Origin of the sequence: Devosia limi DSM 17137 (genome assembly GCF_900128975.1) — a bacterium.
In the GTDB taxonomy this organism is placed as follows: Bacteria; Pseudomonadota; Alphaproteobacteria; order Rhizobiales; family Devosiaceae; genus Devosia; species Devosia limi.
In genome coordinates, this window is sequence record NZ_FQVC01000003.1 from 222,514 (window position 1) to 244,065 (window position 21,552).

Consider the following 21,552-nt stretch of genomic DNA (forward strand, 5'->3'; position numbering starts at 1 on the left):
CATGTCCCTTATTTCCCAATCCGACGATGATACCGCCCCCCAGGTCAACCCGCAGCTGGTGCTCGGCAACAGCACCAATCAGCGTATCCTGAAGGGCGACGAAAAGGCTGCCGTGCTGCTGCTGGCGCTTGGTCCCGATTATGGCAAGCCGATCTTCAACGAACTCGACGAACTCGAGATCAAGGCCCTGTCGCGCGCCATGGTGCGCCTGGGCCCGATCACCCAGGAAATGCTCGACGATCTGATGATCGAATTCGTCACGACTATTTCTTCCAATGGCTCGCTCTCGGGCAATTCCGACACGACCGAGCGCCTGCTGCTGTCGTTCCTGCCCCAGGATCGCGTCGATTCGATCATGGAAGAAATTCGCGGACCTGCCGGCCGCAATATGTGGGAAAAGCTCTCCAACGTTCAGGAGGACGTTCTCGCTGCCTACCTGAAGAACGAATACCCCCAGACGATCGCCGTAGTGCTGTCCAAGATCGCCACCGACCACGCCTCCAAGGTACTGGCCGTTCTGCCCGAAGAGCTGGCGATGGATGTCGTCCAGCGCATGCTCGGGCTCGACCCGGTGCAGAAGGAAATCCTCGAAAAGATCGAGACCACCCTGCGCACCGAATTCATGTCGACGCTTAGCCACACCAAGCGCCGCGACAGTCACGAACAGATGGCTGAAATCTTCAACTCCTTCGATCGTCAGACTGAAGCTCGCTTCATCACCACGCTCGAGGAAAACAGCCGGGAGGATGCCGAGCGCATCAAGGCGCTGATGTTCACCTTCGAAGACCTGAGCCGCCTGGAGGCATCTGCCATCCAGACCCTGCTCAGCAAGATGGACAAGAAGGAACTGGCTATGGCCCTCAAGGGTGCCAATGACCAGCTCAAGGACTTTTTCTTCGCCAATATGTCCGCACGCTCTGCCAAGCTGCTGCGCGACGATATGGAAGCCATGGGCCCGGTTCGGCTCAAGGACGTCGACGAAGCGCAGGGCCGCATGGTCTCCGTCGCCAAGGATCTGGCCGCCAAGGGTGAAATCATCATCCTCAAGACCAAGTCCGACGACCAGATGGTGGCCTAGACCATGGCCCAGCCCGCCCGCTTCACCTTCGATCTGGATCTGGGAGAGCGCACCGCAGCGCCCGTCCCCACCATGCCCGAAGATCTCGTCGCCCAGCTGCTCGCCCAGGCGCGCGAAGAAGCCTATGCCGAAGGCAAGGCCCAGGGGGAGCGCAACGCCACTGCCATGGCCGCGCAAACCATCGCCGCCGCCGCCGGCGCCATTGCGGCCCGCAGTAGCGAGATGGTCGCGGCGCTCGACGATGCGAGCCAGACCAATCGGCGTGAAGCGATCGAACTGGCCGCCAGCGTCGGCCGCAAACTGGCTGTCCACTTGCTTGCCCGCCAGCCGGCCGCCGAGCTTGCGGCGCTGATTGCCGAATGCATGCAGAGCCTGGAGGGCGTGCCGCACCTTGTCATCCGCTGCCATCCAGAGATTGCCGACGCTATTCGCGACATCGCTACCGCCCATATGGCAACCTCCGGCTTTTCGGGGCGGCTGATCGTCATGGGCGACCCCGACCAGCGCCTCGGCGATGGCCGGCTTGAATGGGTCGATGGCGGCATCGTGCGCGACATCAATGCCATCTCGCGATCCATCGACAGCAAGATTTCAGCTTACATCGCCGCCCAGCGCGGCCAGCATGAGGGGACGGCCCATTGAGCCCGAACACTCCGAACGACGACATCACCGCCCAGGAGCCAATTTCCTTCGAGGAAATGATGCCGCCCGGCCGCCCCGGCGATCCCGAACCCTTTGCCGAAAAATCCGCCTCCGATCTTGAGGCCGTTTTCGACGTTCCCGTGCGCATTTCGGTCGTGCTCGGTCGCACCAAGATGCCGGTTTCCCAGCTGCTGCGCATGGATGTCGGCACCGTCATCGAACTCGACCGTCAGGTCGGCGAAGCCGTCGAGATATTCATCAATGATCGTCTGGTCGCCCGTGGGGAAATCGTGCTGGTCGAAAGCCGGCTCGGCGTCACCATGACCGAAATCATCAAGCCGCAATAGGGAGCTCGCCATGAGACTGCTGATCGTCGGAGCCCTCGAAGGCCAGTTGAGCACCGCCACCAAGATGGCGATGACCGGCGGCGCCAAGGTTGCCCATGCGCCCTCCATCGAGATCGCCCTGGCCGCTTTGCGCGCCGGGCGCGGTGCGGACCTGCTGCTGGTTGATGTGATGATGGACATTGTCGGCTTGATCGCTGGCCTGGAAGCTGAACGCATCTCCATTCCCGTGGTTGCCTGCGGCGTCGAGACCAATGCCGCAGCCGCCGTCAACGCCATCCGCGCTGGCGCCAAGGAATACATCCCGCTGCCGCCCGATGCCGAACTGATAGCGGCGGTAATCGCTGCCGTTGCCCGCGACAACAGCGAATTCCTTTTCCGCGACCCGGCAATGGAACGCGTGGTCAAGATGGCTGACCAGATCGCCGGCTCGGAAGCCTCTGTGCTGATCACTGGCGAAAGCGGCACCGGTAAGGAGGTCATTGCCCGCTACGTGCATTCACGCTCCAAGCGTGCCCACAAGCCCTTCATTTCGATCAACTGCGCCGCCATTCCCGAGGCCCTGCTCGAAAGCGAGCTGTTCGGCCACGAAAAGGGTGCCTTTACCGGCGCCGTGGCCCGGCGTATCGGCAAGTTCGAAGAGGCCAATGGCGGCACCCTGCTGCTCGATGAAATCAGCGAAATGGATTTCCGCCTGCAGGCGAAGCTCTTGCGCGCCATCCAGGAGCGCCTGATCGATCGCGTTGGCGGCGCCAAGCCGGTACCGGTTGATATCCGGATCCTCGCCACCTCCAACCGCAATCTCAACGACGCTGTCCGCGAGGGCCAGTTCCGCGAGGACCTGCTGTTCCGTCTCAATGTCGTCAACCTCAAGCTCCCGGCCTTGCGCGACCGCCCCGGCGATATCGCGGCGCTTTCCGAGCATTTCGTCGCCAAATATGCCAAGGCCAATGGCCTGCCGCCACGCATGCTCAATGCCGAGGCGCGCGACGCCCTGCTCCGCGCGCCCTGGCCCGGCAACGTGCGCGAACTGGAAAACACCCTCCACCGCGCCGTTCTGCTCTCGTCCGGCGACATGATCGGCGCCGATGCCATCCTGATGCCCGATGGCACCGGCCTGACCGAGGCGGCGCGCAGCCATTCGCTGTCGTCGCAGCTGGCCCAGACCGCCGAAACCATGTCGCGCGCCCTGGTCGGCCGCACCGTGGCCGATGTGGAGCGGGACCTGATCCTCGATACCCTCGACCACACGCTGGGCAATCGCACCCACGCCGCCAATATCCTGGGCATCTCGATCCGAACCCTGCGCAACAAGCTCAATCAATATGCCGACGAGGGCACCCTGGTGCCCTCTCCCGGTGAGCAGCGGGTCGCCTAGTGCAGTCCAGGAGCTCGCGCACCATCATCGCCGGCTCCTTCCAGTCCCTCCCCGGTTCGGGGAGGGCATTGCTGTTTCCTTGCCGCACTGCTAGCACGCCCTTCACAGCGTCTATTCACTACGGGCCCAAATCATGACCGATGCCCCCTCCGGCAAGGTGCCCGGCCCCGCTTTCAAGATCCCCACTCTCGCCGCGGTGCTCACCACCTTGCGCTCGGGCGACATTGCCCTCGCCACCGGCGTTATGGGCATCATCGTCATCCTTATCCTGCCGATGCCGCCGATCCTGCTGGATATGCTGCTGGCGATCTCGATCGTCTTCTCGGTGATGATCCTGATGACGGCGCTGTTCATTCAGAAACCGCTGGAATTCTCATCCTTCCCGACGGTGCTGCTGATCGCCACCATGTTCCGGCTCGGCCTCAACCTGGCGACCACCCGCCTGATCCTGAGCGAGGGCCACACCGGCACCGATGCCGCCGGCCACGTGATCGAAGCCTTTGGCAATTTCATCATGCGGGGAAATTTCATCATCGGCGTGGTGGTGTTCATCATCCTGGTGATCGTCAACTTCATTGTCATCACCAAGGGTTCCGGCCGTATCGCCGAGGTTGCGGCCCGCTTCAACCTCGATGCCATGCCCGGCAAGCAGATGGCCATCGACGCCGACCTGAGCGCCGGGCTGATCGATGAAGCGGCCGCCAAGACGCGCCGCGCCGAACTCGAAGGCGAAAGCGCCTTCTTCGGCAATATGGATGGTGCCTCCAAATTCGTGCGCGGCGACGCCATTGCCGGCCTGATCATTACCTTCATCAATGTTATCGCCGGCATGATCATCGGCATGATGCAGGAGGGTCTTTCCCTGCAGGAGGCTGGCAATGTCTATACGCTGCTGACCATTGGTGATGGCCTTGTCTCTCAGATCCCGGCGCTGATCGTCTCGACCGCCGCCGGCATTCTCGTCTCCAAGTCGGGCGTCACCGGCTCGGCCGACAAGGCCCTTTCAGCCCAGTTTACGGGCTATCCCAAGGCCCTGGGCATGTCCTCGGCGGTGATGGGCGTTCTCGCATTCCTGCCGGGCATGCCGTTCTTCCCCTTCATGGCCCTGGCCGGGGGCGTCGGCTATCTGGCCTGGCGCTCGGCTGCCAGCAAGGATGCCGACAAGGCGACTGCTGCGCTCAAGGATGCCATAGACAATCCCCAGGCACCCGCCGGCGCGGCCGCCGAAGTGCCGATCAGCGACAGCCTCAAGATCGACGAACTCAAGCTGGAGCTGGGCTATGGCCTGCTCAGCCTGGTCAAGGAAGATGAGAACGGCTCCGATCGCCTGACCGAGCAAATCAAGGCATTGCGTCGCCAGCTGGCCGCCGAACTCGGCTTCGTCATGCCGCCGGTACGCATTCTGGACAATATGCAGCTCGAACCCAATGACTACAAAGTCCGTATCAAGGAAGTCGAAGCTGGCCATGGGCAGATCTGGGCCAATCAGCTGATGGTGATGGATCCGATGGGGCGCGAGATCGACCTGCCCGGCCACCACACCACCGAGCCCACTTTCGGGCTCCCTGCAACCTGGATCGAGCCCGCTTTCCGCGATGAGGCCGAGTTGCGCGGACTCTCGATCATCGATCCTTCGACGGTGATTTCGACGCACCTGACCGAAGTGCTCAAGGCCAATGTTGCCGACCTCCTGAGCTACGCCAATGTGCAATCACTGCTGGCCGGCCTCTCCAAGGATCAGCAGAAGCTGGTCGAAGACATCGTGCCCGGCCTGATCTCGGTTTCGGGCATCCAGCGCGTGCTGCAGGCCCTGCTCAACGAACGTGTCTCGATCCGCGACCTGTCAACCATCCTCGAAGGCATGGCAGAGATAGCCGGCCCCGGCCGCTCGACCCAGACCATTGCCGAGCATGTCCGCTCGCGCCTTGCCCGCCAGCTCTGCGCCGCCAATATGGGCCCGGACGGCAATCTGCCGCTCCTGACTCTCTCGCCGGCCTGGGAACGCGATTTCGCCGAAGCCATGGTCGGCGATGGCGAGAACCGCCACCTCGCCATGGCACCGTCGCGCCTGCAGCAGTTCATTGGCGCGGTACAACAGGGCTTTGAACGGGCCGCCCAAATGGGTGAGCTGCCGGTGTTGATCACCTCGCCGGGCATCCGCCCGCATGTCCGCTCCATCGTCGAACGCTTCCGCCCACAGACCGTGGTAATGAGCCAGAACGAGGTCCACCCCCGCATCCGCCTCAAGACCATCGGGAGCATCTAGGATGGGCAAGGTCTACCTGGATGGCTATCTGGAGGTGCCGCTCGACCGTATCGCAGCGGTCGCCGCGGCTTTGCCGGCCCATATCGCGCTGACCCGCGCCGAACCGGGCTGCCTGGCCTTCTCTGTCAGCCAAAATCCGGACGTGCCGACGCATTTCGAGGTCTCCGAAGTCTTTGCAGACCAGGCCGCTTTCGAGACGCACCAACAGCGCGCCTCGACTTCAGCCTGGGCTAAGGTCACGGCTGGCCTGTCGCGCCATTATTCCATTCGCACCGAGTAAGCCCAGCCTGGTGCGCCGAAAGTGCACCTCGGTGTCGACGGCGTTTTCCAGGCTGTCGACCTGCGGGGCGATGCAGTGTCCTTGCGCTACAAAGATCAGCGCTCGGTCAGAGCGAGCCTGGCGCCCAACAGGACGAATGCACCGGCGAAGGTGCGGCGCATCCACATCATGATCGCCGGGCGCGATATCACGTGACTGCGGATCGCGGCGGCGAACAGGCCATAGACCGCGAACACCACGAAGGTCATCGCCATGAACACGGCGCTGAGTTCCAGCATGACCGGCACGGCATTGCCCTGCCCAATCGGCACAAATTGCGGCAGGAAGGCAAAAAAGAAGATCGAAAGCTTGGGATTGAGGATGTTGAGCAGGATGCCATCGACGATGACCTGCCGGAATGAACGCGGCATCGCGTCGCCAGCGACGCTCAGGGCACCCGTCTCACGCAGCGTCTTCCACGCCATATAGAGCAGATAGGCTACACCCAGATATTTGATGACTTCAAAAGCCACGGCGCTGGTATGCAGCAGTGCCGCCAGCCCCGAAATCGCCGCGATCAGATGCGGAAGAATGCCCAGGGTGCAGGCGAAGGATGCAACCATGCTGGCCCGCATCCCGCGCGCAAGGCCCGCCGCCAGTACATAGAGCACCCCGGTGCCCGGCGCCGCGACGACGATCAGGGTAGTCAGCAGAAATTCAATGCTCACGGGATCCTCCAGCCTGGGGCAGCCAGCCTAGGCACTGCGCCAAGCTGGCGCAAGCGGATGCAGGGTTCTCTGCACACCCCCGGTTTTCTCGCCGACCGCGCTTGGTTAGACTGCGCCTGTTTTCAGCATCAGGACCACCATGACCACGCCCGTTATTCTTCAGGTTCCACCCTTTTCGGCCCTTTGCAACGCTGCCTTCGCCCTGCGCCGCGAGGTGTTTGTCTGGGAGCAGAAGGTGCCCGAGGAAGACGAACATGACGCCCACGACCTGACCGCCACTCACTTCGTCGCCATCGTCGAAGGCGAAGTGGTCGGCACGTTGCGCCTGATCGCCCGCCCCGAGCACACCAAGATCGGCCGCGTCGCAGTCCGGCAGCACTGGCGCGGCCATGGCATTGCCAGGACCATGATGCGCGCCGCAATCGAGCACGCACGCGCGCGGGGCCAGGAGCGTCTCTATCTTGCTGCCCAGTCCGACAAGCTCGCGTTCTACGAAAAGCTCGGCTTCGTCGCATATGGGGATGAGTTTCCCGACGGCGGCATGCCCCACCGCGCCATGCGCAATTACGACCTCTAGCCCGACACCGGGTCGCTCCCGCGCCGGGCAGAGATGTCCTGTGCATGCACCCATCCCTCAAATGCCCTCGCCGCCATTAACCAATTAGGAACGTTTTAACGACGATCGGCACCCGCGGGTGCCCCGCCCCGCTTTCCACGCTATGGTCCTTCATGTCGGGAGCCCCGCGCGCAGTGTCGCAGCAAGGGTTTCAGAACAACAGGCATGCTTCTGCTGCGTGGAGTAGCAAGCATGACCCAAAATCCGCCAGGGAGGCGGAGAAGGCCGGCCTCGAATTCGAGAGCCGGCCTTTTCAATTCCTGCGACGGATTTGCTCCGCGACAGTTTTGTCGCAACAAAAAATCGGAACGGTTGGGAGAGTCTGGCGTTGTCAAAGCAACAGGCCGCACGGCGCTCCACCTGCAAGTTTTGCACCGCACGGCCTTGTTCATCAACTAATGAACCAACGGAGCTTACAATGATCCGCACCCTTTTGACTACCACTGCTTTGTCCCTGATGCTGGCAACTGGCGCTATTGCGCAGGATGCTGCACCCGCGACTACTACAGAGACGCCAGCAACGACTACGCCCGCGCCGATGGCGCCTGCTGCTCCGGCAGCTGTTGATGCCGCCCCGGTTGAAAGCGGCGCCCTTGAAACCACCGATGTGCGCGAGCCTTGGGACATGTCGGCCGGCTATGTGGCTGCCGACACCGACAATCTCGGCACCCGCCTGATCGGCCAGCCGGTATTCTCCTCGGCCGGCGATGATGCCGAAGAGATCGGCAATATCTCCGATATCGTGTTTGACGAAAATGGCCAGATCGTTGCCGTGGTGATCGGCGTCGGCGGTTTCCTGGGCTTGGGCGAAAAGGCTGTTGCCGTGGACTTCCAGACCCTGGAATTCACCCTGGCTACCGACAATACCGAACGCTGGGTCGTGCCGACCACGGCGGACGCTCTGAACGCTGCTCCAGAGTTTGTCTGGGCTGACGACGTTCCCGCCGATGCAGCTCCCGCTGCCATGACGCCCGCTGATGGCGGTGCCATGGCTCCGGCCCCTGCCGTTCAGTAATGCGGCCAGTGTGCTGAACTCGAGGCCGGCCCTTAGTGGCCGGCCTTTCTCGCGTCCTGTTGATCCCTGAAGGAATGCCCCATGTTGCGCACACTTCTCATCTCATCTGCTCTGGCCTCGCTCCTGGTCCCTTCCGTCCTGGCGCAGGACGTTATTCCGGTTCCAGTGGCGCCGACAGAGCTTGAGCAGGTCGGGCTCACCCCACCGACGGTGCTGTCTGAGGGTTATGCCTCGCAGGGGCAGGATGTACTGGTCACCCGCCTTCTCGGTGAAAAAATCTATGCCTCCATCGCTGATGACGCCGAGGACATTGGCACCATCAACGACATGGTGGTGACCTCCGGCCAGGGTATCTCCGCAGTAATCGTCGGTGTCGGCGGCTTTTTGGGGGTCGGCGAGAAGGACGTTGCCGTCGCCTTTGCCGATCTCGATTGGGCCGAACGCGCCGATGGCAGCCGCCGTTGGGTGCTCGGCACCACCAGGGACGCCCTGAATGCGGCCCCGGCTTTCATCTGGACGCAGAGCGAAGCTGCCACAGGCCCAGCAATGACCCCCGCCCAAGAACAGGAACAACTGGTCGAAGGTGATCCAAACGCGACACCGATCGATCCGACCCTGACCACCGACCAGCCAGATGCCCAGCCCACGACCGAGCAGGTGGATCGGACCGCCCTTGACGATTTTGACGAAAGCACGCTTGGCGCCGACGACCTGCGCGGAACCGGCGTCTATGGCATTGATGACCAGCAGATCGGCAGCATCGGCGATGTGCTCCCCGCTGCAGGCGGCGGCATCGACGCGGTGATCGTTGATGTCGGCGGCTTCCTTGGCCTTGGTGCCAAACCAGTCGCAGTGGGCTTTGAAAACCTGACCTTTTCCTCCGACACCTTTGGCAACCGTTACCTGTTTCTCAACACCACCCGTGAACAGCTCGAAGCCCAGCCCACCTACAACCCGGAAACCTACGCCACCGACCGCGCTTCCCAACGCATGGTGATCGCGCCTTGATGCGGTGAGCGACACCTAAACGGCTCGAACCACTTCTACCGGCCCTCCCACCCACTGCGCTGCCCACGGACTTGACCCGTGGGCCACTCTCACCTCGGCGCGCGCGACGAATGACCCGCGGATCAAGTCCGCGGGCAGCACCGAGGGCATGGCTATGCTCACAGGATTGCAACTGTATCCCGGCTTGCGCCGGCGGTGTCATCCCGGCGCAAGCCGGGATCCAGGTTCCCACCACCACCGGACACCACCTAAAACGCAAAAAGGCCCGCAAATGCGGGCCCTTCTCGTCGCTGCGACAAAATCCTACTGGCCGCGGAAGCGCAACCGGCCGATTTCGTCATATTCGGATTGTTCGACCTTGAGCTGCTCGGCGGCCTCGCGCTGGTGCTCCCGCTGGTCGAGCAATTCAACCTTTTTGAGGTCTTCCAAGGCTTCGGCCAGCGCGTCCTGCGCGCCTTCGAGCTTTTCGCGCATGTCGTTGGCCGAGGCCAGCAGGTTGTCCCGCCGCGTCAGCGCCGCTTTGGCGAAGGTGGAATAGGCAAAGTGGGCGACATCAGAGATGCCGGTTTTGGTCTGCTCGATTTCGATCTGCTGGTCGAGTTCGCCCGCCATGCGTTCGAAATCGGCCACCATCATCTCGATCTGGCTGACCTGGCGGCGCTTTTCGTCCACCTGGAATTTCTTGAGCCTTATCAGGCTCTCGCTGCGAGACTTCACGACCTGTACTCCTTACACATCAAGTCAGTTCCGGAGCGCAAACACTGCTCCATCAGACCGCCGCCTCTGCCGCCCGGATGATCGCCTCGAGCTGCTTATAGCCGTCGGCAATATTCGTCGTCTCTTCCCGCTGCTGGGATAGGAATCCCTCCAGCGCCGGGTTGATGGCTATGGCGCGGTCCACTTTCGGATCTGACCCTTTCCGGTAAGCCCCTAGCCGGATCAGCTCCTCCATGTCGGAATATATCGACATGAGTTCTCTTGCCTTGGCCAGGACCGGTCTGGATTCGACCGGCACACACCCTGGCATGGTGCGCGAGATGGACCGGAGCACGTTCACCGCCGGGTAACGTCCCCGCTCGGCAATACCGCGCTCCATTACGATGTGCCCGTCAAGAATGCCGCGTACGGCGTCCGCAATGGGCTCATTGTGATCATCACCTTCGACCAAAACGGTAAATAGACCGGTAACGGAGCCCGAGTTTACCGTCCCGGGACCCGCCCGCTCCAATAAACGTGGCAATTCTGTGAAAACCGTCGGTGGATAACCCTTGGCGGTGGGCGGTTCGCCGATCGCCAGCCCGATCTCGCGCTGCGCCATGGCAAAGCGCGTCAGACTGTCCATCATGCACAGGACACGCTTGCCCTGGTCGCGGAAGAACTCCGACAGCGCCATGCTCATATAAGCCGCCTGCCGCCGCATCAGCGCCGCCTCGTCCGAAGTCGCCACCACCACGACGGCGCGGCGCAGGCCTTCCTCGCCCAGATATTCCTGAATGAACTCGTGCACCTCGCGGCCGCGCTCGCCGATCAGCCCGATCACCGAGACGTCGACATCGGTATTGCGCGCCAGCATCGACATCAGAACGGACTTGCCGACGCCCGAGCCGGCAAAGATGCCCATGCGCTGGCCTTCGCACAGCGTGGTAAAGGTATTGAGGCACCGCACCCCCAGATTGAGCGGATCGCCCACCCGCACGCGGTCATGGGCCAAGAGCGGATCCTGGCGCAGCGGAAAAGCCTTGGCCCCGCGCGGCAATGGGCCCTTGCCGTCGATCGGCTCGCCATTGGCATTGATCACCCGGCCCAGCCAGGCCTCGGAAGGAAAGGCCGCCCCATCATGGCGCTGGAACACCGCCTTGCACCCCAGCCTCACCCCGGCCAGCTGCCCGAATGGCAGGCAGAGCGCATGCCCGTCCTTGAAGCCGATAATCTCGGATGCCAGCTCGGCGCCATTGGTGGTTTCGATGATGACGCGGCCGCCGACGCGCAGTTCGCGCACCGGGCCGATAATTTCGATAAGCAGACCCTGGACGGATTTGACCCGCCCATACACTTCTACATCATCGATGGCGTCGATCGCCGAAATCAGCGCTTTCATGGTACAAGGCCCGTTCATCGATGTGGCGGCTTCATGGCTTTCGTGTGACTCGAATCGCCGTCGCCACGAATCACAGGGTAACCATACGTTAAGGAAAAAGCGCTAACACCCAATGTGGAGCTGTTTCTACCCGCCTGCGCGCCGGTTATCCGCTCCCCCTCCCCAACCCACAATTGCATGAATCCAAAGAGTCGCTTAACGCGGCTACTTAAACCATTTTATTAAGAAAGTTAGATCCAATTAACCCTTAAATTTCAACAACTTAATATTAATTCACCTTACCGTCGTTTGCGTATTGCAGAGGTGAATTAAACTTTGTTAACTATTTGGGCTTAGGGTTCAGTCATATCCAGTAGGGTTGGCGTGGGACAGGCAGGTCTCACGGTTCCAGCAGGAACGAATGACAAGGGGAATATAATGCGGGTACTCCTTATTGAGGACGACAGCGCAACAGCGCAGAGCATCGAATTGATGCTGAAGTCCGAAAGTTTCAACGTCTATACCACCGATCTGGGTGAGGAAGGCGTCGATCTCGGCAAACTGTATGATTACGATATCATCCTGCTCGATCTGAACCTGCCCGACATGAGCGGATATGAAGTGCTGCGCACTCTCCGCGTCGCCAAGGTGCAGACGCCGATCCTGATCCTGTCAGGTCTGGCCGGCATTGAGGACAAGGTTCGCGGTCTCGGCTTCGGCGCCGATGACTACATGACCAAGCCGTTCCACAAGGACGAACTCGTGGCCCGCATCCACGCCATCGTCCGTCGCTCCAAGGGCCATGCCCAGTCGGTCATCTCGACCGGCGAACTGACCGTCAACCTCGACACCAAGACCGTCGAAGTCCAGACCCAGCGTGTCCACCTGACCGGCAAGGAATACCAGATGCTGGAGCTGCTCTCGCTCCGCAAGGGTACGACCCTGACCAAGGAAATGTTCCTCAACCACCTCTATGGTGGCATGGACGAACCCGAACTCAAGATCATCGACGTGTTCATCTGCAAGCTGCGCAAGAAGCTTTCCGTTGCGACCGGCGGCAAGAACTACATCGAAACCGTCTGGGGCCGTGGCTATGTGCTGCGCGAGCCCGACGAGCAGGAATATTCCGAAAGCGCCTGATCTATCGGGACTTCCAGATCCACGTCACAGCCTGCTGCCCCGTGCGACACCGTCGCGCGGGGCTTTTGTTTGCGCCCGCGCCTAGACTTGCCTCCGGGCCATTCGAGGGAGCCAGCAATGCGACGACTTTTCACCTATCCCGATCACGGCGCCCTGATGGGCCATTTTCAGCCTGGCGACTTTCTCGACAGCCAGGCCGCCCCCCTGCCCCATCCGGCGCCCGACGCTGCAGGGCTGGCGATTGCCACATTCTTTGCCATGCCGAGTTGGGCGGTGGCCCTGCTGCGCCTGCGCAACCTTATCGTCTCCCCTTTCGGCCTCAAGACCGGCGACGAACCAGGCGGATTTCCGCCCCCCAGCCGCACCGAAATCAACCAATTGACCTATGACGGGGTCTTTGCCGTCCACAGCGCCACCGAAGCCGAAGTCGTGTTCGGCGCCGACGACAAGCATCTTGATTTCCGCGTATCAGTCCTGAAATCGGAGCAGGAAGACCTGGTTGCGATCAGCACCTGGGTGCATCCGCACAATCTGTTCGGGCGGGCCTATCTGGCCGCGGTCTACCCGTTTCATCGCCTCATCGTGCGCCGCAGCCTGGCGAGAGCCAGCCGCCTTGGCGTCACAATTCCACGCCAAAAATAATCATCGCCTGTGTCGAAGCCATCCTGAGCCGTTCGTCGTGTTGCCAGAACCAGGGCAATTCCACGCCCTGCAACAAGGAAGGAACCATCATGGGCAAGCTGATCGCTCCATTGGCAACCACCGCCCTCCTGCTCGCGGGCACCGCCGCCTTCGCCCAGAGCGAACCCAAGGGCGCCAGCGTCTCGGTCAATGGCATGGAGATATATTACGAGACCAGCGGAGAGGGGGATCCGCTGATCGTGCTGCATGGCGCCTATATGAATATCGACACCATGGGCGAGATCATCCCCATGCTGGCCCAAACCCATCAGGTCATCGCCATCGAATTCCAGGGCCATGGCCGCACCACCGATATCGACCGCCCGATCACCTATCCCAACCTTGCCGATGATGTTGCCGATTTCATGGACGCCATCGATATCGAGAAGGCCGACGTGTTCGGCTATTCGATGGGTGCGGCAGCCGGGCTGCAACTGGCCATCCGCCATCCCGAAAAGGTCGACCAGTTGATCGCTGCCTCGGTCGCCTATGACGTTTCGGGCTGGCAGCCGGCCTTCACCGCCTTTATTCCGCAAATGGCGCCCGAAATGTTCGTCGGCACTCCGATGGAGGACGACTGGAAGAAACTGGCCGCCAATCCCGAGGGTTTCCGCGCTCTGGTCGAAAAGCTGATCGCCCTCGAAAAGGAACCTATGGCCTGGGAGGCCGAGGTCAAGACACTCAAGACACCCGTTCTGATTATTGCCGGCGATGCTGACGTCTCGACGCTTGAGCACAATGTGGCCCTGTTCCGCCTCCTGGGCGGCGGCGACATGGGCGATATGGGTCAGCCCCTGGCCGCGTCGCGCCTCGCCGTCCTGCCCGCCACCTCCCATACCGCCGTCATCAGCCAGCCCGCGCTGCTGCACATGCTGATCGAGCCCTTCCTGCAAGGCACGACCCCCGCATCCTTCATGGGCATGTAAGCCAAATCCACAGGAGACCTGCAATGCGTTTCATGATCCTCGTCAAGGCCACCGCAGAATCGGAGGCAGACATCTTGCCGTCTTCCGAGTTGATCGCCGCCATGGGCGAATTCAACGAAACCCTGATCGATGCCGGCGTCATGCTCGGTGCCGAAGGGCTGCACTCCTCGAGGAAGGGCGCCCGCATCAAATCCAGCGGCGGCCATATCACCGTCACCGATGGCCCCTTTGCCGAAACCAAGGAACTGCTAGCTGGCTTCTGGTTGATCCAGGCGAAGGATCGAGACGAAGCCATTGCCTGGTGCAAGCGCATTCCACTGCAAGATGGACAGGAAGTCGAACTGCGCCAGGTATTCGAAGCCTATGACTTTCCCGCTGACAGCCTGACTGAACAGCATCTGCGCAAGGAACAGGCCTGGCGTGACGAGACCCAGAAACCGCTGACGCGATAAGTCGCTGCCCACACTTGCCGCGGCGGCGCGATGCTGCTTTCATTCGCCATCATGACCGCCGCGACCCAAGCAGAAACGCACCGCGCCATAACGGCGGTGTGGAAAATCGAGCAGCCCCGCCTGATCGCAGGGCTAACCCGCATGGTTCGCGATATCTCCATGGCCGAGGAACTGGCGCAGGACGCTTTGCTGATCGCGCTCAAGACCTGGCCGCAAACCGGCGTACCGAAAAATCCCGGCGCCTGGCTGATGGCCACGGCCAAGCGCCGCGCCATCGATTATTTCCGCCACAACAAGATGGCCGCGCGCAAACTCGAGGAAGTCGGCCACGGCATCGAGACCGATACACCCGACACGGTCGAACGGCTGCACGAAGCGCTCGACGATGAGGTCGGTGACGACCTGCTACGGCTGATCTTCACCTCCTGCCACCCGATCCTGCCGCCGGAATCGCGGGTAGCGCTCACCCTGCGCCTGATCGGCGGTCTCACCACCGAAGAAATCGCCCGCGCCTTCCTCGCCGCCGAACCGACGATCGGCCAGCGCATTGTCCGTGCCAAAAAGACCATTGCCGAGGCCCATATCCCCTTCGAAGTGCCGCGCGGTCCCCAGCGGGCCGAACGCCTGGCCTCGGTGCTGGGCGTGCTTTACCTGATCTTCAATGAAGGCTATTCCGCCACCGCTGGCTCGGACTGGATGCGCCCGCAGCTCTGCGACGAGGCCATGCGTCTCGGCCGCATCCTGGCCCGTCTCACCCCCGAAGAACCCGAAGTGCATGCACTGGTTGGCCTGATGGAAATTCAGGCCTCACGCACCAATGCCCGCACCAATGCCATGGGCGAGCCGGTGCTGCTTCTCGATCAGGACCGCGCCCGCTGGGACCAGTTGCTGATCCGCCGCGGCCTCGGCGCACTCGCCGAAGCCGAGCGGCTGGGCGGCATCGCCGGTCCCTATGCCCTGCAGGCCGCTATCGCCGCCTGCCACGCCCGCGCCCGCCGCGCCGCCGATACCGACTGGCCCCGCATCGCCGGGCTCTACGCCATCCTGGCCCAGGTCACGCCTTCGCCGGTTATCGACCTCAATCGTGCCGTTGCCATCTCCATGGCCCAAGGCCCAGCCCCCGCTCTGGAATTGGTCGACACCATCAAGGATGCCCCGGCGCTCAGAAACTATCACCTGCTTTACGGGGTGCGCGGGGACCTGCTCAGCAAACTCGGCCGCCATACCGAAGCCAACCTCGAATTCCGCCGCGCCGCCGACCTCACCCGCAACGAGCGGGAACGGGCGTATCTGCTGGGCCGCGCGGCGGATGCGGGCTAGACGGATACCGCTCACCACTCTCTCCACCCATCGTCATTGCCCGGCTCGTCCGGGCAATCCATCTGCTCGGCGGCATGTGCCAAACCGACAGCGACCCGCCTATCAGGTCGCGGGCAGCCCGGGAGCTATGCAATTCTGATGTGACATGCCGCCAACATGAACAGCAGCCTAGGCCGCTGCATTTTCCCACTCGAACTTGGCCTCGAGGATGCTGCGGTCGAATGGCTTCATCATGTAGTCGCTGGCCCCGGCTTTCAGGGCCATGGCGATGGCGCCGATGTCGTTCTCGACGGTGCAATAGACCACTTTGGGCTTCTCGCCACCGACATAACCGCGCAGCAGCTTGAGGAATTCCATGCCGCTCATGATTGGCATGTTCCAGTCGAGCAGGATCGCGTCCGGCATTTCCTGCCGGCACTTGTCAAAGGCTTCCTGGCCGTCCTCGGCCTCTTCGACGATGTAGTCCATGTCTTCCAGAATGCGTCGCGCGACTTTGCGCACGACGCTGGAATCATCGACGATCAAGCAGGACTTCATTGGAACCACGCTCTCGGCACAGCTGACGCTTGCCGATTATGCAGTCTGACTGCCTACGGAAAGGTTATCGAAGCCGCTTCACTTAATCGTTTCAGTCGAAGTTTCTGAGGTTTCTGGCGCCGCGGGCACATCTATTGCCGCAGGCGTGTCCACCACTTCGGGCGCACCGATCACGTCTGGCTCGGCCGCGACAGCCGCCTTCGGCACGGCGTTGAAATAAAACATGTCATTCTCGATGCCGATGGAGATGTCCATGTCGGTCATGCGTGCCAGGATTCCCGTGTAAAACGGCTGGATGCCCCGCGCATCGACGGAGCCCTCTTCGGGCGTACCGGCCAGCAGTCCCACGCAACCTGCCGGGATCAGGGTCTTCTGGCGCTTTTCAGGGTCGCTTTTGGACGAGAACTCGAACTTCTCTTCGCCGGTTGCGCCGGTGATCGAAGCCTTGACCTGGCCGCCGCGCGGCACCGACATGGCTGCAATCAGCAGCATGTTCATGAACAGCTTGGCCTTGTGCTTGGGCAGAAGGATCAGTGGCACATTCCACTCGAGATCGGCTTTTTCGATCTCGAACAGGATGCGGGCAACTCGCTCGCATTCACGCGTATCGATATCGGTGCCTGCGGTCGAGGAGGCGCCGTAGGCAAGGCGCGCGAATTCGAGCTTGGCGCGGCTCTGCTTGGCAGCGCTGGCGATCAGGTCGCGCGCACCGTCGGCCATGTCACCCTGGCCGGGGTCGCCCAGCACTTCCAGGCCATTGCCGATCGCCCCGATCGGATTGATCAGGTCGTGGCACACCCGGCTGCACAGCATGGCGGCCAAATCAGTTGCCTTGAGCTCGATGATTTCCATGAGGCGTCTCCGTGAGGCAGTATCGGGGAATCACTACCCCGACGCGTGAAAGGAATTGGCTTTTGCATTATCGCGTCGAGAGCGTTTTGGACAGCGTTTGCCAACGCTCCTCGCCCTGCAGGGCCGCGTGTTCGGGCGCCAGCAGGAACGCTTCGCGATTGCCGGCTGAATAAAAGAAATAGAGCCGCTGCTTGAACACAGTGTAAAGACGGGGGTCCCCGTCCGATAAAAAACCGCGCGCCATGCTCATCGCGCCATGTCCGCCATATTGCGGCGCGTAGATCTCGGGCGCCCGGCGGAACACGTCGAGATTGGCCGCGCTGGCAAAATGCCAGGGCACGCCGCTCCACTCATATTCGAACTCCTCGAGCCCCTGCAGCGGCGCCGGATCGGTGAAATAGGACACGGGATCAAGCCCATCGATGGCCAGGCCCGTCAGTGGGTTGGTCATGATCGCCGTCACCAGCGACTGCGCCCGTGCCGCACCGGAAAACGTGACCAAAGCCCCGGCCAATATGGGCAAAACAAAGGCAAGCATGGTTAAGATTTGTTTAGAGGTTTGCTTCATCATGCATCCAATGATCGGCGCGCCCGTGCCATGCCAGTCCTAGCTTGTCCTCAAAAAGCTTAAAGTCTGTGTAACCACGGTCGGCCCTCCACTGGAGTATCGACCCATGTTCAAGCGCTTGTTGCTCATCCTGGCCCTGTTCACCGCCAGCTTGGCCCCTGTCAACGCTCAGTCGCTCAGCGACAGCTATTCGGGCGACGAACTGGTGCAGAAGGGTGGCGAATTCTTCGGCTCTGCCGCCCAAGGTCTCGCCTCGCTGGTCGAACGCGCGGTCAGCCAATTCGGCCTGCCCAATGGCTATGTGCTCGGGGAGGATGCCGGTGGCGCTCTGTTCGCCGGTGCCCGCTATGGCGAAGGCACCCTCTACACCCGCAATGCCGGCGAAATGCCGCTATTCTGGCAGGGCCCCAGCATAGGCTTTGACGTCGGTGGCGACGGCTCCAAGGTGATGATGCTTGTCTACAACCTGTCCAGCGTGCAGGAAATGTTCGGTCGTTTCGCCGGTGTGGATGGCTCGGCCTATGTGGTAGGCGGCTTCGGCATGACCGTCATCAAATACGGCAATGTCGTCATGGTGCCGATCCGCTCCGGCGTAGGCGCCCGCCTCGGCATCAATATCGGCTACCTCAAATTCACCCCCGAACCGACCTGGAATCCGTTCTGAGACATGCTTTCGGGGAATGTCATATTCAAGGTCGGGGCAACCACGCTCCGGCCTTTGTTGTGACTGGACCCTCCAAACTGATAGAGTTACCCCTTGGCAAGGATGCCGGCCCGGGGCCATAGCTGACAGATAGGACAATCAGGACACGCTCGCCTCCTGGTCAGTTCCGGAGTTCGGACGATGCTCATCGAAAACATCATGTACTTTGCCCTTGGCCTGCTCGTTGCGGGCCTGGTGGCCTTGATCATCCTGCCAGCAGTGTGGAAGCGCGCCGTGCGCCTCACCAAACGTCGCATCGAAGCCGCCACCCCCATTACCATGGCCGAGTTCCGTGCCGACAAGGACCAGCTGCGCGCCGAGTTCGCGCTCTCGACCCGGCGCCTTGAAATGAATGTCGAAAGCCTGCGCCAGCGCCTCGCTGAACAGCTGAGCGACGTCAATCAAAAGCGCAGCGATCTGGGTGCCCTCAAGGCCGAGCGTGACCAGCACCTGGCCATCGTCGCCGAGCTGGAAAGCCGCGAAGTCGAACTGCGCGCCCGCGTGCTGGAGTTGGAGCGCGACGGCACTGATCTGGCGCAGCGCCTGCGCATGCGCGACCGCGAACTGTCCGCGCGCACCGGCGAGCTGGAATCCCTGCGCGACGCGGTGCGGGGAGAGTTGCCGCGCGGGACCGATATCGATGGCGAAGGCCTCTCGGGCCATTATGACGAGGATATCGAGCGGCTGATGACCGCGATGGCTATCGAGCGCAAGCGCGCCACCTTCCTCGAGGACCAGGCCAAGAGCCTGATCAGCCGCCTGGAAAATTCCGACCGCCGCAGCGCCGAGGCCAATGCTGCAATTGCTCAGATGCGCGAGGCGCTGGCCAGCAAGGATGACCGCCAGGCCGCCGATACCGAAGGCCTCATCGCCGCTGAAGCCCGCATTGCCAGCGCCGAGCACCGCCTCAATACCATTCTCGCAGAAACCAGCCAGGCCATGGACAAGAGCGGGCGCCCTCAGCAATTGCTGGCCGACACGCTCGGCCAGGAAGCCGAGATCGAAGCTTTAAGGGCCAAGGTCGAGGGGGTGGAAGCCACGATCATGGCCGATTGGGACAGCGACCGAATCGAGGAAACCCATCTGCGTGAGCGTCTCAACGACATCGCCGCCAATGTTGCACGCCTGGTCTACGCCGCCGAAGCCGAAGCCACCCCGACCGCCAGCGAGGAGAGCCTGTTCGACCGCGTCCAGCGCTTCGCCGATGATGGCGAGCAGGTCGAAACCCTGCCCGTCGCGCCGGCCTCGGGCAAACGCAAACGCGGTTCGGTCTCCGACCGCATGACCGCGCTCAAGGCGATCCAGAACCGCTGAGGCGATGGGGCCGGACCGTGCGGCTAGCGGTTGTCACGGCATCGCCGCCCCCAATCACCGGCCTGCCCACGGATTTGTTCCATGAGCAGCATCGTCGCGCCAACGCCAACTCTGGAATTATTGCGCCCCGATTTCCACCGACCGCGTCAATTCGCCGGTCTCCTGATTGAACAGACCCAGCGTCACCGTGCCGTCCAGCCGATAGGTCACGTTGACCGCTCCATCGGCCACAACCGCCGAAATTACCTCGGCACCACTGGGCAAAGCCAGCATCTCGGCCATGACCGGCGGCGGAGCGTCGCGCATCACACGATAGACAAGGGCGAAGCCAATCGCCATAAAGCCCAGCAACAGAATGCCGATCGAAATCCCGAAGGATCGGCGCGCCTTGCTGAACATGGCCAGCGCCTCGGGAGATAGCGGCTCATCCGCTTTGGGGCCCATCGGCCCAGTCTGATTAGGATCGCTCATGGCCGAAAATACCGTTGAAGAGTTCGAGGGCGACGAAGTCGAAGTCATTATCGATGCCGAACTGGCAGGCGGGCGGCTCGATGCCGTTCTCGCCAAGGTCCATTCCGTCCTGAGCCGCAGCCGCCTCAAGGATCTGATCCTTGCCGGTGCAGTCACGATCAATGGCACGACCGTTAGCGAGCCCAAATATCGCGTCAGTGCCGGCGAGACAATCGTTCTAATTGCCCCACCCCCCGAAGACCCCGAGCCCAAGGGCGAGAATATCCCGCTCGATATCCTCTATGAGGACGATCAGCTCATCGTCATCAACAAGCCCGTCGGCATGGTGGTTCACCCCGCGCCCGGCAGTCCCGATGGCACGCTAGTCAATGCGCTGATCTTCCATTGCGGTTCCTCCCTGCAGGGCATTGGCGGCGTCAAGCGTCCCGGCATCGTCCATCGCCTCGATCGCGACACTTCCGGCGTCATGGTCGCCGCCAAAACCGAACATGCCCACAAACACCTGTCCGACCAATTCGCCGACCATGGCCGCACCGGCCCGCTGCACCGCGCCTATATCGCCTATGTCTGGGGCACCACCGAGACCGCCAAGGGCACTGTCGACGCCCCCCTGGGCCGCGATCAGAACAACCGCTTCAAGCAGACCGTGCGCAAGGACGGCCGCGAGGCCATCACCCATTACATGGTCGAAGCCCGCTTCGGCGATGAAGGCTGGGACATCACCCGTATCCAGTGCCAGCTGGAAACCGGCCGCACCCACCAGATCCGTGTCCACATGGCCCATATCGGCCATCCGCTGGTTTCCGACATGGTCTATGCCTCGGGCTTCGCTACCAAGGTCAATCGACTCCCGGAAGAAGTCGCCGCGCCCATCATCGCGCTCGGCCGCCAGGCCCTGCACGCCGCCGAACTTGGCTTCGAGCATCCGACAACAGGCGAAGAAATGATGTTCGAAGCCCCGTTGCCGCCCGATCTCGAAGCCCTCGACGAGGCGCTGCAGGGTTTTGACAAGGCGTTCGCGCGCTAAGCGCTATTGAGTAACATCGTTTCTCCACGGATCTAGCCTCCGTTCGCCTCCCTCCCCCTTGAGGGGAGGGACCGAGGGTGGGGGTCGGTAGTTCCAGCCGCCAAACGCCGGCGCCGCACAACACGCCATTGTGAGAGCTTTCACTTGCAA

General features: G+C 62.0%; 24 protein-coding genes. 17 read left to right on the forward strand and 7 right to left on the reverse strand.

The genetic code is table 11. From position 1 onward, the window contains the following. The first annotated feature begins 1 nt into the window (after nt 1). The 6 genes from fliG to BUA69_RS06630 all read left to right on the forward strand — a co-directional run bounded on the left by fliG (nt 2) and on the right by BUA69_RS06630 (nt 5,988). Complete coding sequence (gene fliG / locus BUA69_RS06605) at nt 2-1,078, forward strand: flagellar motor switch protein FliG (RefSeq protein WP_046133765.1); 1,077 nt, start codon at nt 2-4, stop codon at nt 1,076-1,078. A 3-nt stretch (nt 1,079-1,081) separates the two neighbouring features. Next, nucleotides 1,082-1,720 carry a FliH/SctL family protein gene (locus BUA69_RS06610; protein WP_046133764.1) on the forward strand — a complete coding sequence of 213 codons (639 nt, stop codon included), beginning with the start codon at nt 1,082-1,084 and terminating at the stop codon, nt 1,718-1,720. 56 nt (nt 1,721-1,776) lie between these two features. Continuing rightward, nucleotides 1,777-2,067: a flagellar motor switch protein FliN gene (gene fliN / locus BUA69_RS06615; protein WP_046133873.1), complete on the forward strand. Its 291-nt coding sequence runs from the start codon at nt 1,777-1,779 to the stop codon at nt 2,065-2,067. Nucleotides 2,068-2,077: 10 nt separating this feature from the next. Next, nucleotides 2,078-3,442, forward strand: a complete 1,365-nt coding sequence (gene flbD, locus BUA69_RS06620) for a sigma-54-dependent transcriptional regulator FlbD (protein WP_046133763.1) — start codon at nt 2,078-2,080, stop codon at nt 3,440-3,442. Between the two features lie 133 nt (nt 3,443-3,575). Next, nucleotides 3,576-5,708 carry a flagellar biosynthesis protein FlhA gene (gene flhA / locus BUA69_RS06625; RefSeq protein ID WP_046133762.1) on the forward strand — a complete coding sequence of 711 codons (2,133 nt, stop codon included), beginning with the start codon at nt 3,576-3,578 and terminating at the stop codon, nt 5,706-5,708. A gap of 1 nt (nt 5,709) precedes the next feature. Further along, on the forward strand, nt 5,710-5,988 hold the full coding sequence (locus BUA69_RS06630; RefSeq protein WP_046133761.1) for a putative quinol monooxygenase: 279 nt from the start codon (nt 5,710-5,712) through the stop codon (nt 5,986-5,988). 95 nt (nt 5,989-6,083) lie between these two features. Here BUA69_RS06630 and BUA69_RS06635 read toward each other — a convergent pair whose 3' ends face one another. Further along, a complete protein-coding gene (locus tag BUA69_RS06635) occupies nt 6,084-6,695 on the reverse strand; it encodes a LysE family translocator (RefSeq protein WP_046133760.1) in 612 nt (203 codons plus the stop codon). Between the two features lie 139 nt (nt 6,696-6,834). Between BUA69_RS06635 and BUA69_RS06640 the strand changes: the two genes are divergently transcribed. The 3 genes from BUA69_RS06640 (at nt 6,835) to BUA69_RS06650 (ending at nt 9,334) form a co-directional block, all read left to right on the forward strand. Continuing rightward, nucleotides 6,835-7,272 (forward strand): GNAT family N-acetyltransferase, encoded by a 438-nt coding sequence (locus BUA69_RS06640; protein WP_046133759.1) that lies wholly within the window; start codon nt 6,835-6,837, stop codon nt 7,270-7,272. 457 nt (nt 7,273-7,729) lie between these two features. Next, complete coding sequence (locus BUA69_RS06645; protein WP_046133758.1) at nt 7,730-8,326, forward strand: PRC-barrel domain-containing protein; 597 nt, start codon at nt 7,730-7,732, stop codon at nt 8,324-8,326. Nucleotides 8,327-8,407: 81 nt separating this feature from the next. Then, the gene (locus BUA69_RS06650; protein WP_052950355.1) at nt 8,408-9,334 is read left to right on the forward strand and encodes a PRC-barrel domain-containing protein; all 927 of its coding nucleotides are present in this window, start codon (nt 8,408-8,410) and stop codon (nt 9,332-9,334) included. Nucleotides 9,335-9,637: 303 nt separating this feature from the next. Here BUA69_RS06650 and fliJ read toward each other — a convergent pair whose 3' ends face one another. After that, nucleotides 9,638-10,051 carry a flagellar export protein FliJ gene (gene fliJ, locus BUA69_RS06655; RefSeq protein WP_046133757.1) on the reverse strand — a complete coding sequence of 138 codons (414 nt, stop codon included), beginning with the start codon at nt 10,049-10,051 and terminating at the stop codon, nt 9,638-9,640. Between the two features lie 52 nt (nt 10,052-10,103). Further along, complete coding sequence (fliI, locus tag BUA69_RS06660) at nt 10,104-11,432, reverse strand: flagellar protein export ATPase FliI (RefSeq protein ID WP_046133756.1); 1,329 nt, start codon at nt 11,430-11,432, stop codon at nt 10,104-10,106. Nucleotides 11,433-11,849: 417 nt separating this feature from the next. Between fliI and ctrA the strand changes: the two genes are divergently transcribed. The 5 genes from ctrA to BUA69_RS06685 all read left to right on the forward strand — a co-directional run bounded on the left by ctrA (nt 11,850) and on the right by BUA69_RS06685 (nt 15,930). After that, the gene (gene ctrA, locus BUA69_RS06665) at nt 11,850-12,551 is read left to right on the forward strand and encodes a response regulator transcription factor CtrA (protein ID WP_046133755.1); all 702 of its coding nucleotides are present in this window, start codon (nt 11,850-11,852) and stop codon (nt 12,549-12,551) included. A gap of 117 nt (nt 12,552-12,668) precedes the next feature. Beyond that, complete coding sequence (locus BUA69_RS06670) at nt 12,669-13,193, forward strand: DUF2867 domain-containing protein (RefSeq protein WP_046133754.1); 525 nt, start codon at nt 12,669-12,671, stop codon at nt 13,191-13,193. An 89-nt stretch (nt 13,194-13,282) separates the two neighbouring features. After that, nucleotides 13,283-14,158, forward strand: coding sequence for an alpha/beta fold hydrolase (locus BUA69_RS06675; RefSeq protein WP_046133753.1), 876 nt, complete (start codon nt 13,283-13,285; stop codon nt 14,156-14,158). A gap of 23 nt (nt 14,159-14,181) precedes the next feature. Next, the gene (locus BUA69_RS06680) at nt 14,182-14,610 is read left to right on the forward strand and encodes a YciI family protein (RefSeq protein WP_046133752.1); all 429 of its coding nucleotides are present in this window, start codon (nt 14,182-14,184) and stop codon (nt 14,608-14,610) included. 30 nt (nt 14,611-14,640) lie between these two features. Continuing rightward, a complete protein-coding gene (locus BUA69_RS06685) occupies nt 14,641-15,930 on the forward strand; it encodes an RNA polymerase sigma factor (protein ID WP_244468682.1) in 1,290 nt (429 codons plus the stop codon). A 168-nt stretch (nt 15,931-16,098) separates the two neighbouring features. Here BUA69_RS06685 and BUA69_RS06690 read toward each other — a convergent pair whose 3' ends face one another. The 3 genes from BUA69_RS06690 to BUA69_RS06700 form a co-directional block, all read right to left on the reverse strand. Next, on the reverse strand, nt 16,099-16,467 hold the full coding sequence (locus tag BUA69_RS06690; RefSeq protein WP_046133751.1) for a response regulator: 369 nt from the start codon (nt 16,465-16,467) through the stop codon (nt 16,099-16,101). Between the two features lie 78 nt (nt 16,468-16,545). Further along, nucleotides 16,546-17,319, reverse strand: coding sequence for a histidine phosphotransferase ChpT (gene chpT / locus BUA69_RS06695; protein ID WP_046133750.1), 774 nt, complete (start codon nt 17,317-17,319; stop codon nt 16,546-16,548). A gap of 67 nt (nt 17,320-17,386) precedes the next feature. Further along, nucleotides 17,387-17,857: a YHS domain-containing (seleno)protein gene (locus BUA69_RS06700; protein ID WP_046133749.1), complete on the reverse strand. Its 471-nt coding sequence runs from the start codon at nt 17,855-17,857 to the stop codon at nt 17,387-17,389. Nucleotides 17,858-17,993: 136 nt separating this feature from the next. On the opposite strand from BUA69_RS06700, the gene BUA69_RS06705 reads away from it, so the two are divergent. After that, complete coding sequence (locus BUA69_RS06705; protein ID WP_046133748.1) at nt 17,994-18,551, forward strand: DUF1134 domain-containing protein; 558 nt, start codon at nt 17,994-17,996, stop codon at nt 18,549-18,551. Between the two features lie 180 nt (nt 18,552-18,731). Further along, on the forward strand, nt 18,732-19,904 hold the full coding sequence (locus BUA69_RS06710) for a coiled-coil domain-containing protein (RefSeq protein ID WP_046133747.1): 1,173 nt from the start codon (nt 18,732-18,734) through the stop codon (nt 19,902-19,904). Between the two features lie 117 nt (nt 19,905-20,021). Here the strand turns inward: BUA69_RS06710 and BUA69_RS06715 are convergent, their stop codons facing one another. Further along, nucleotides 20,022-20,375, reverse strand: coding sequence for a DUF6476 family protein (locus tag BUA69_RS06715; protein ID WP_143154441.1), 354 nt, complete (start codon nt 20,373-20,375; stop codon nt 20,022-20,024). Between BUA69_RS06715 and BUA69_RS06720 the strand changes: the two genes are divergently transcribed. Next, nucleotides 20,374-21,402, forward strand: a complete 1,029-nt coding sequence (locus BUA69_RS06720) for an RluA family pseudouridine synthase (protein ID WP_046133745.1) — start codon at nt 20,374-20,376, stop codon at nt 21,400-21,402. The genes BUA69_RS06715 and BUA69_RS06720 overlap by 2 nt on opposite strands. Nucleotides 21,403-21,552: the final 150 nt, after the last annotated feature.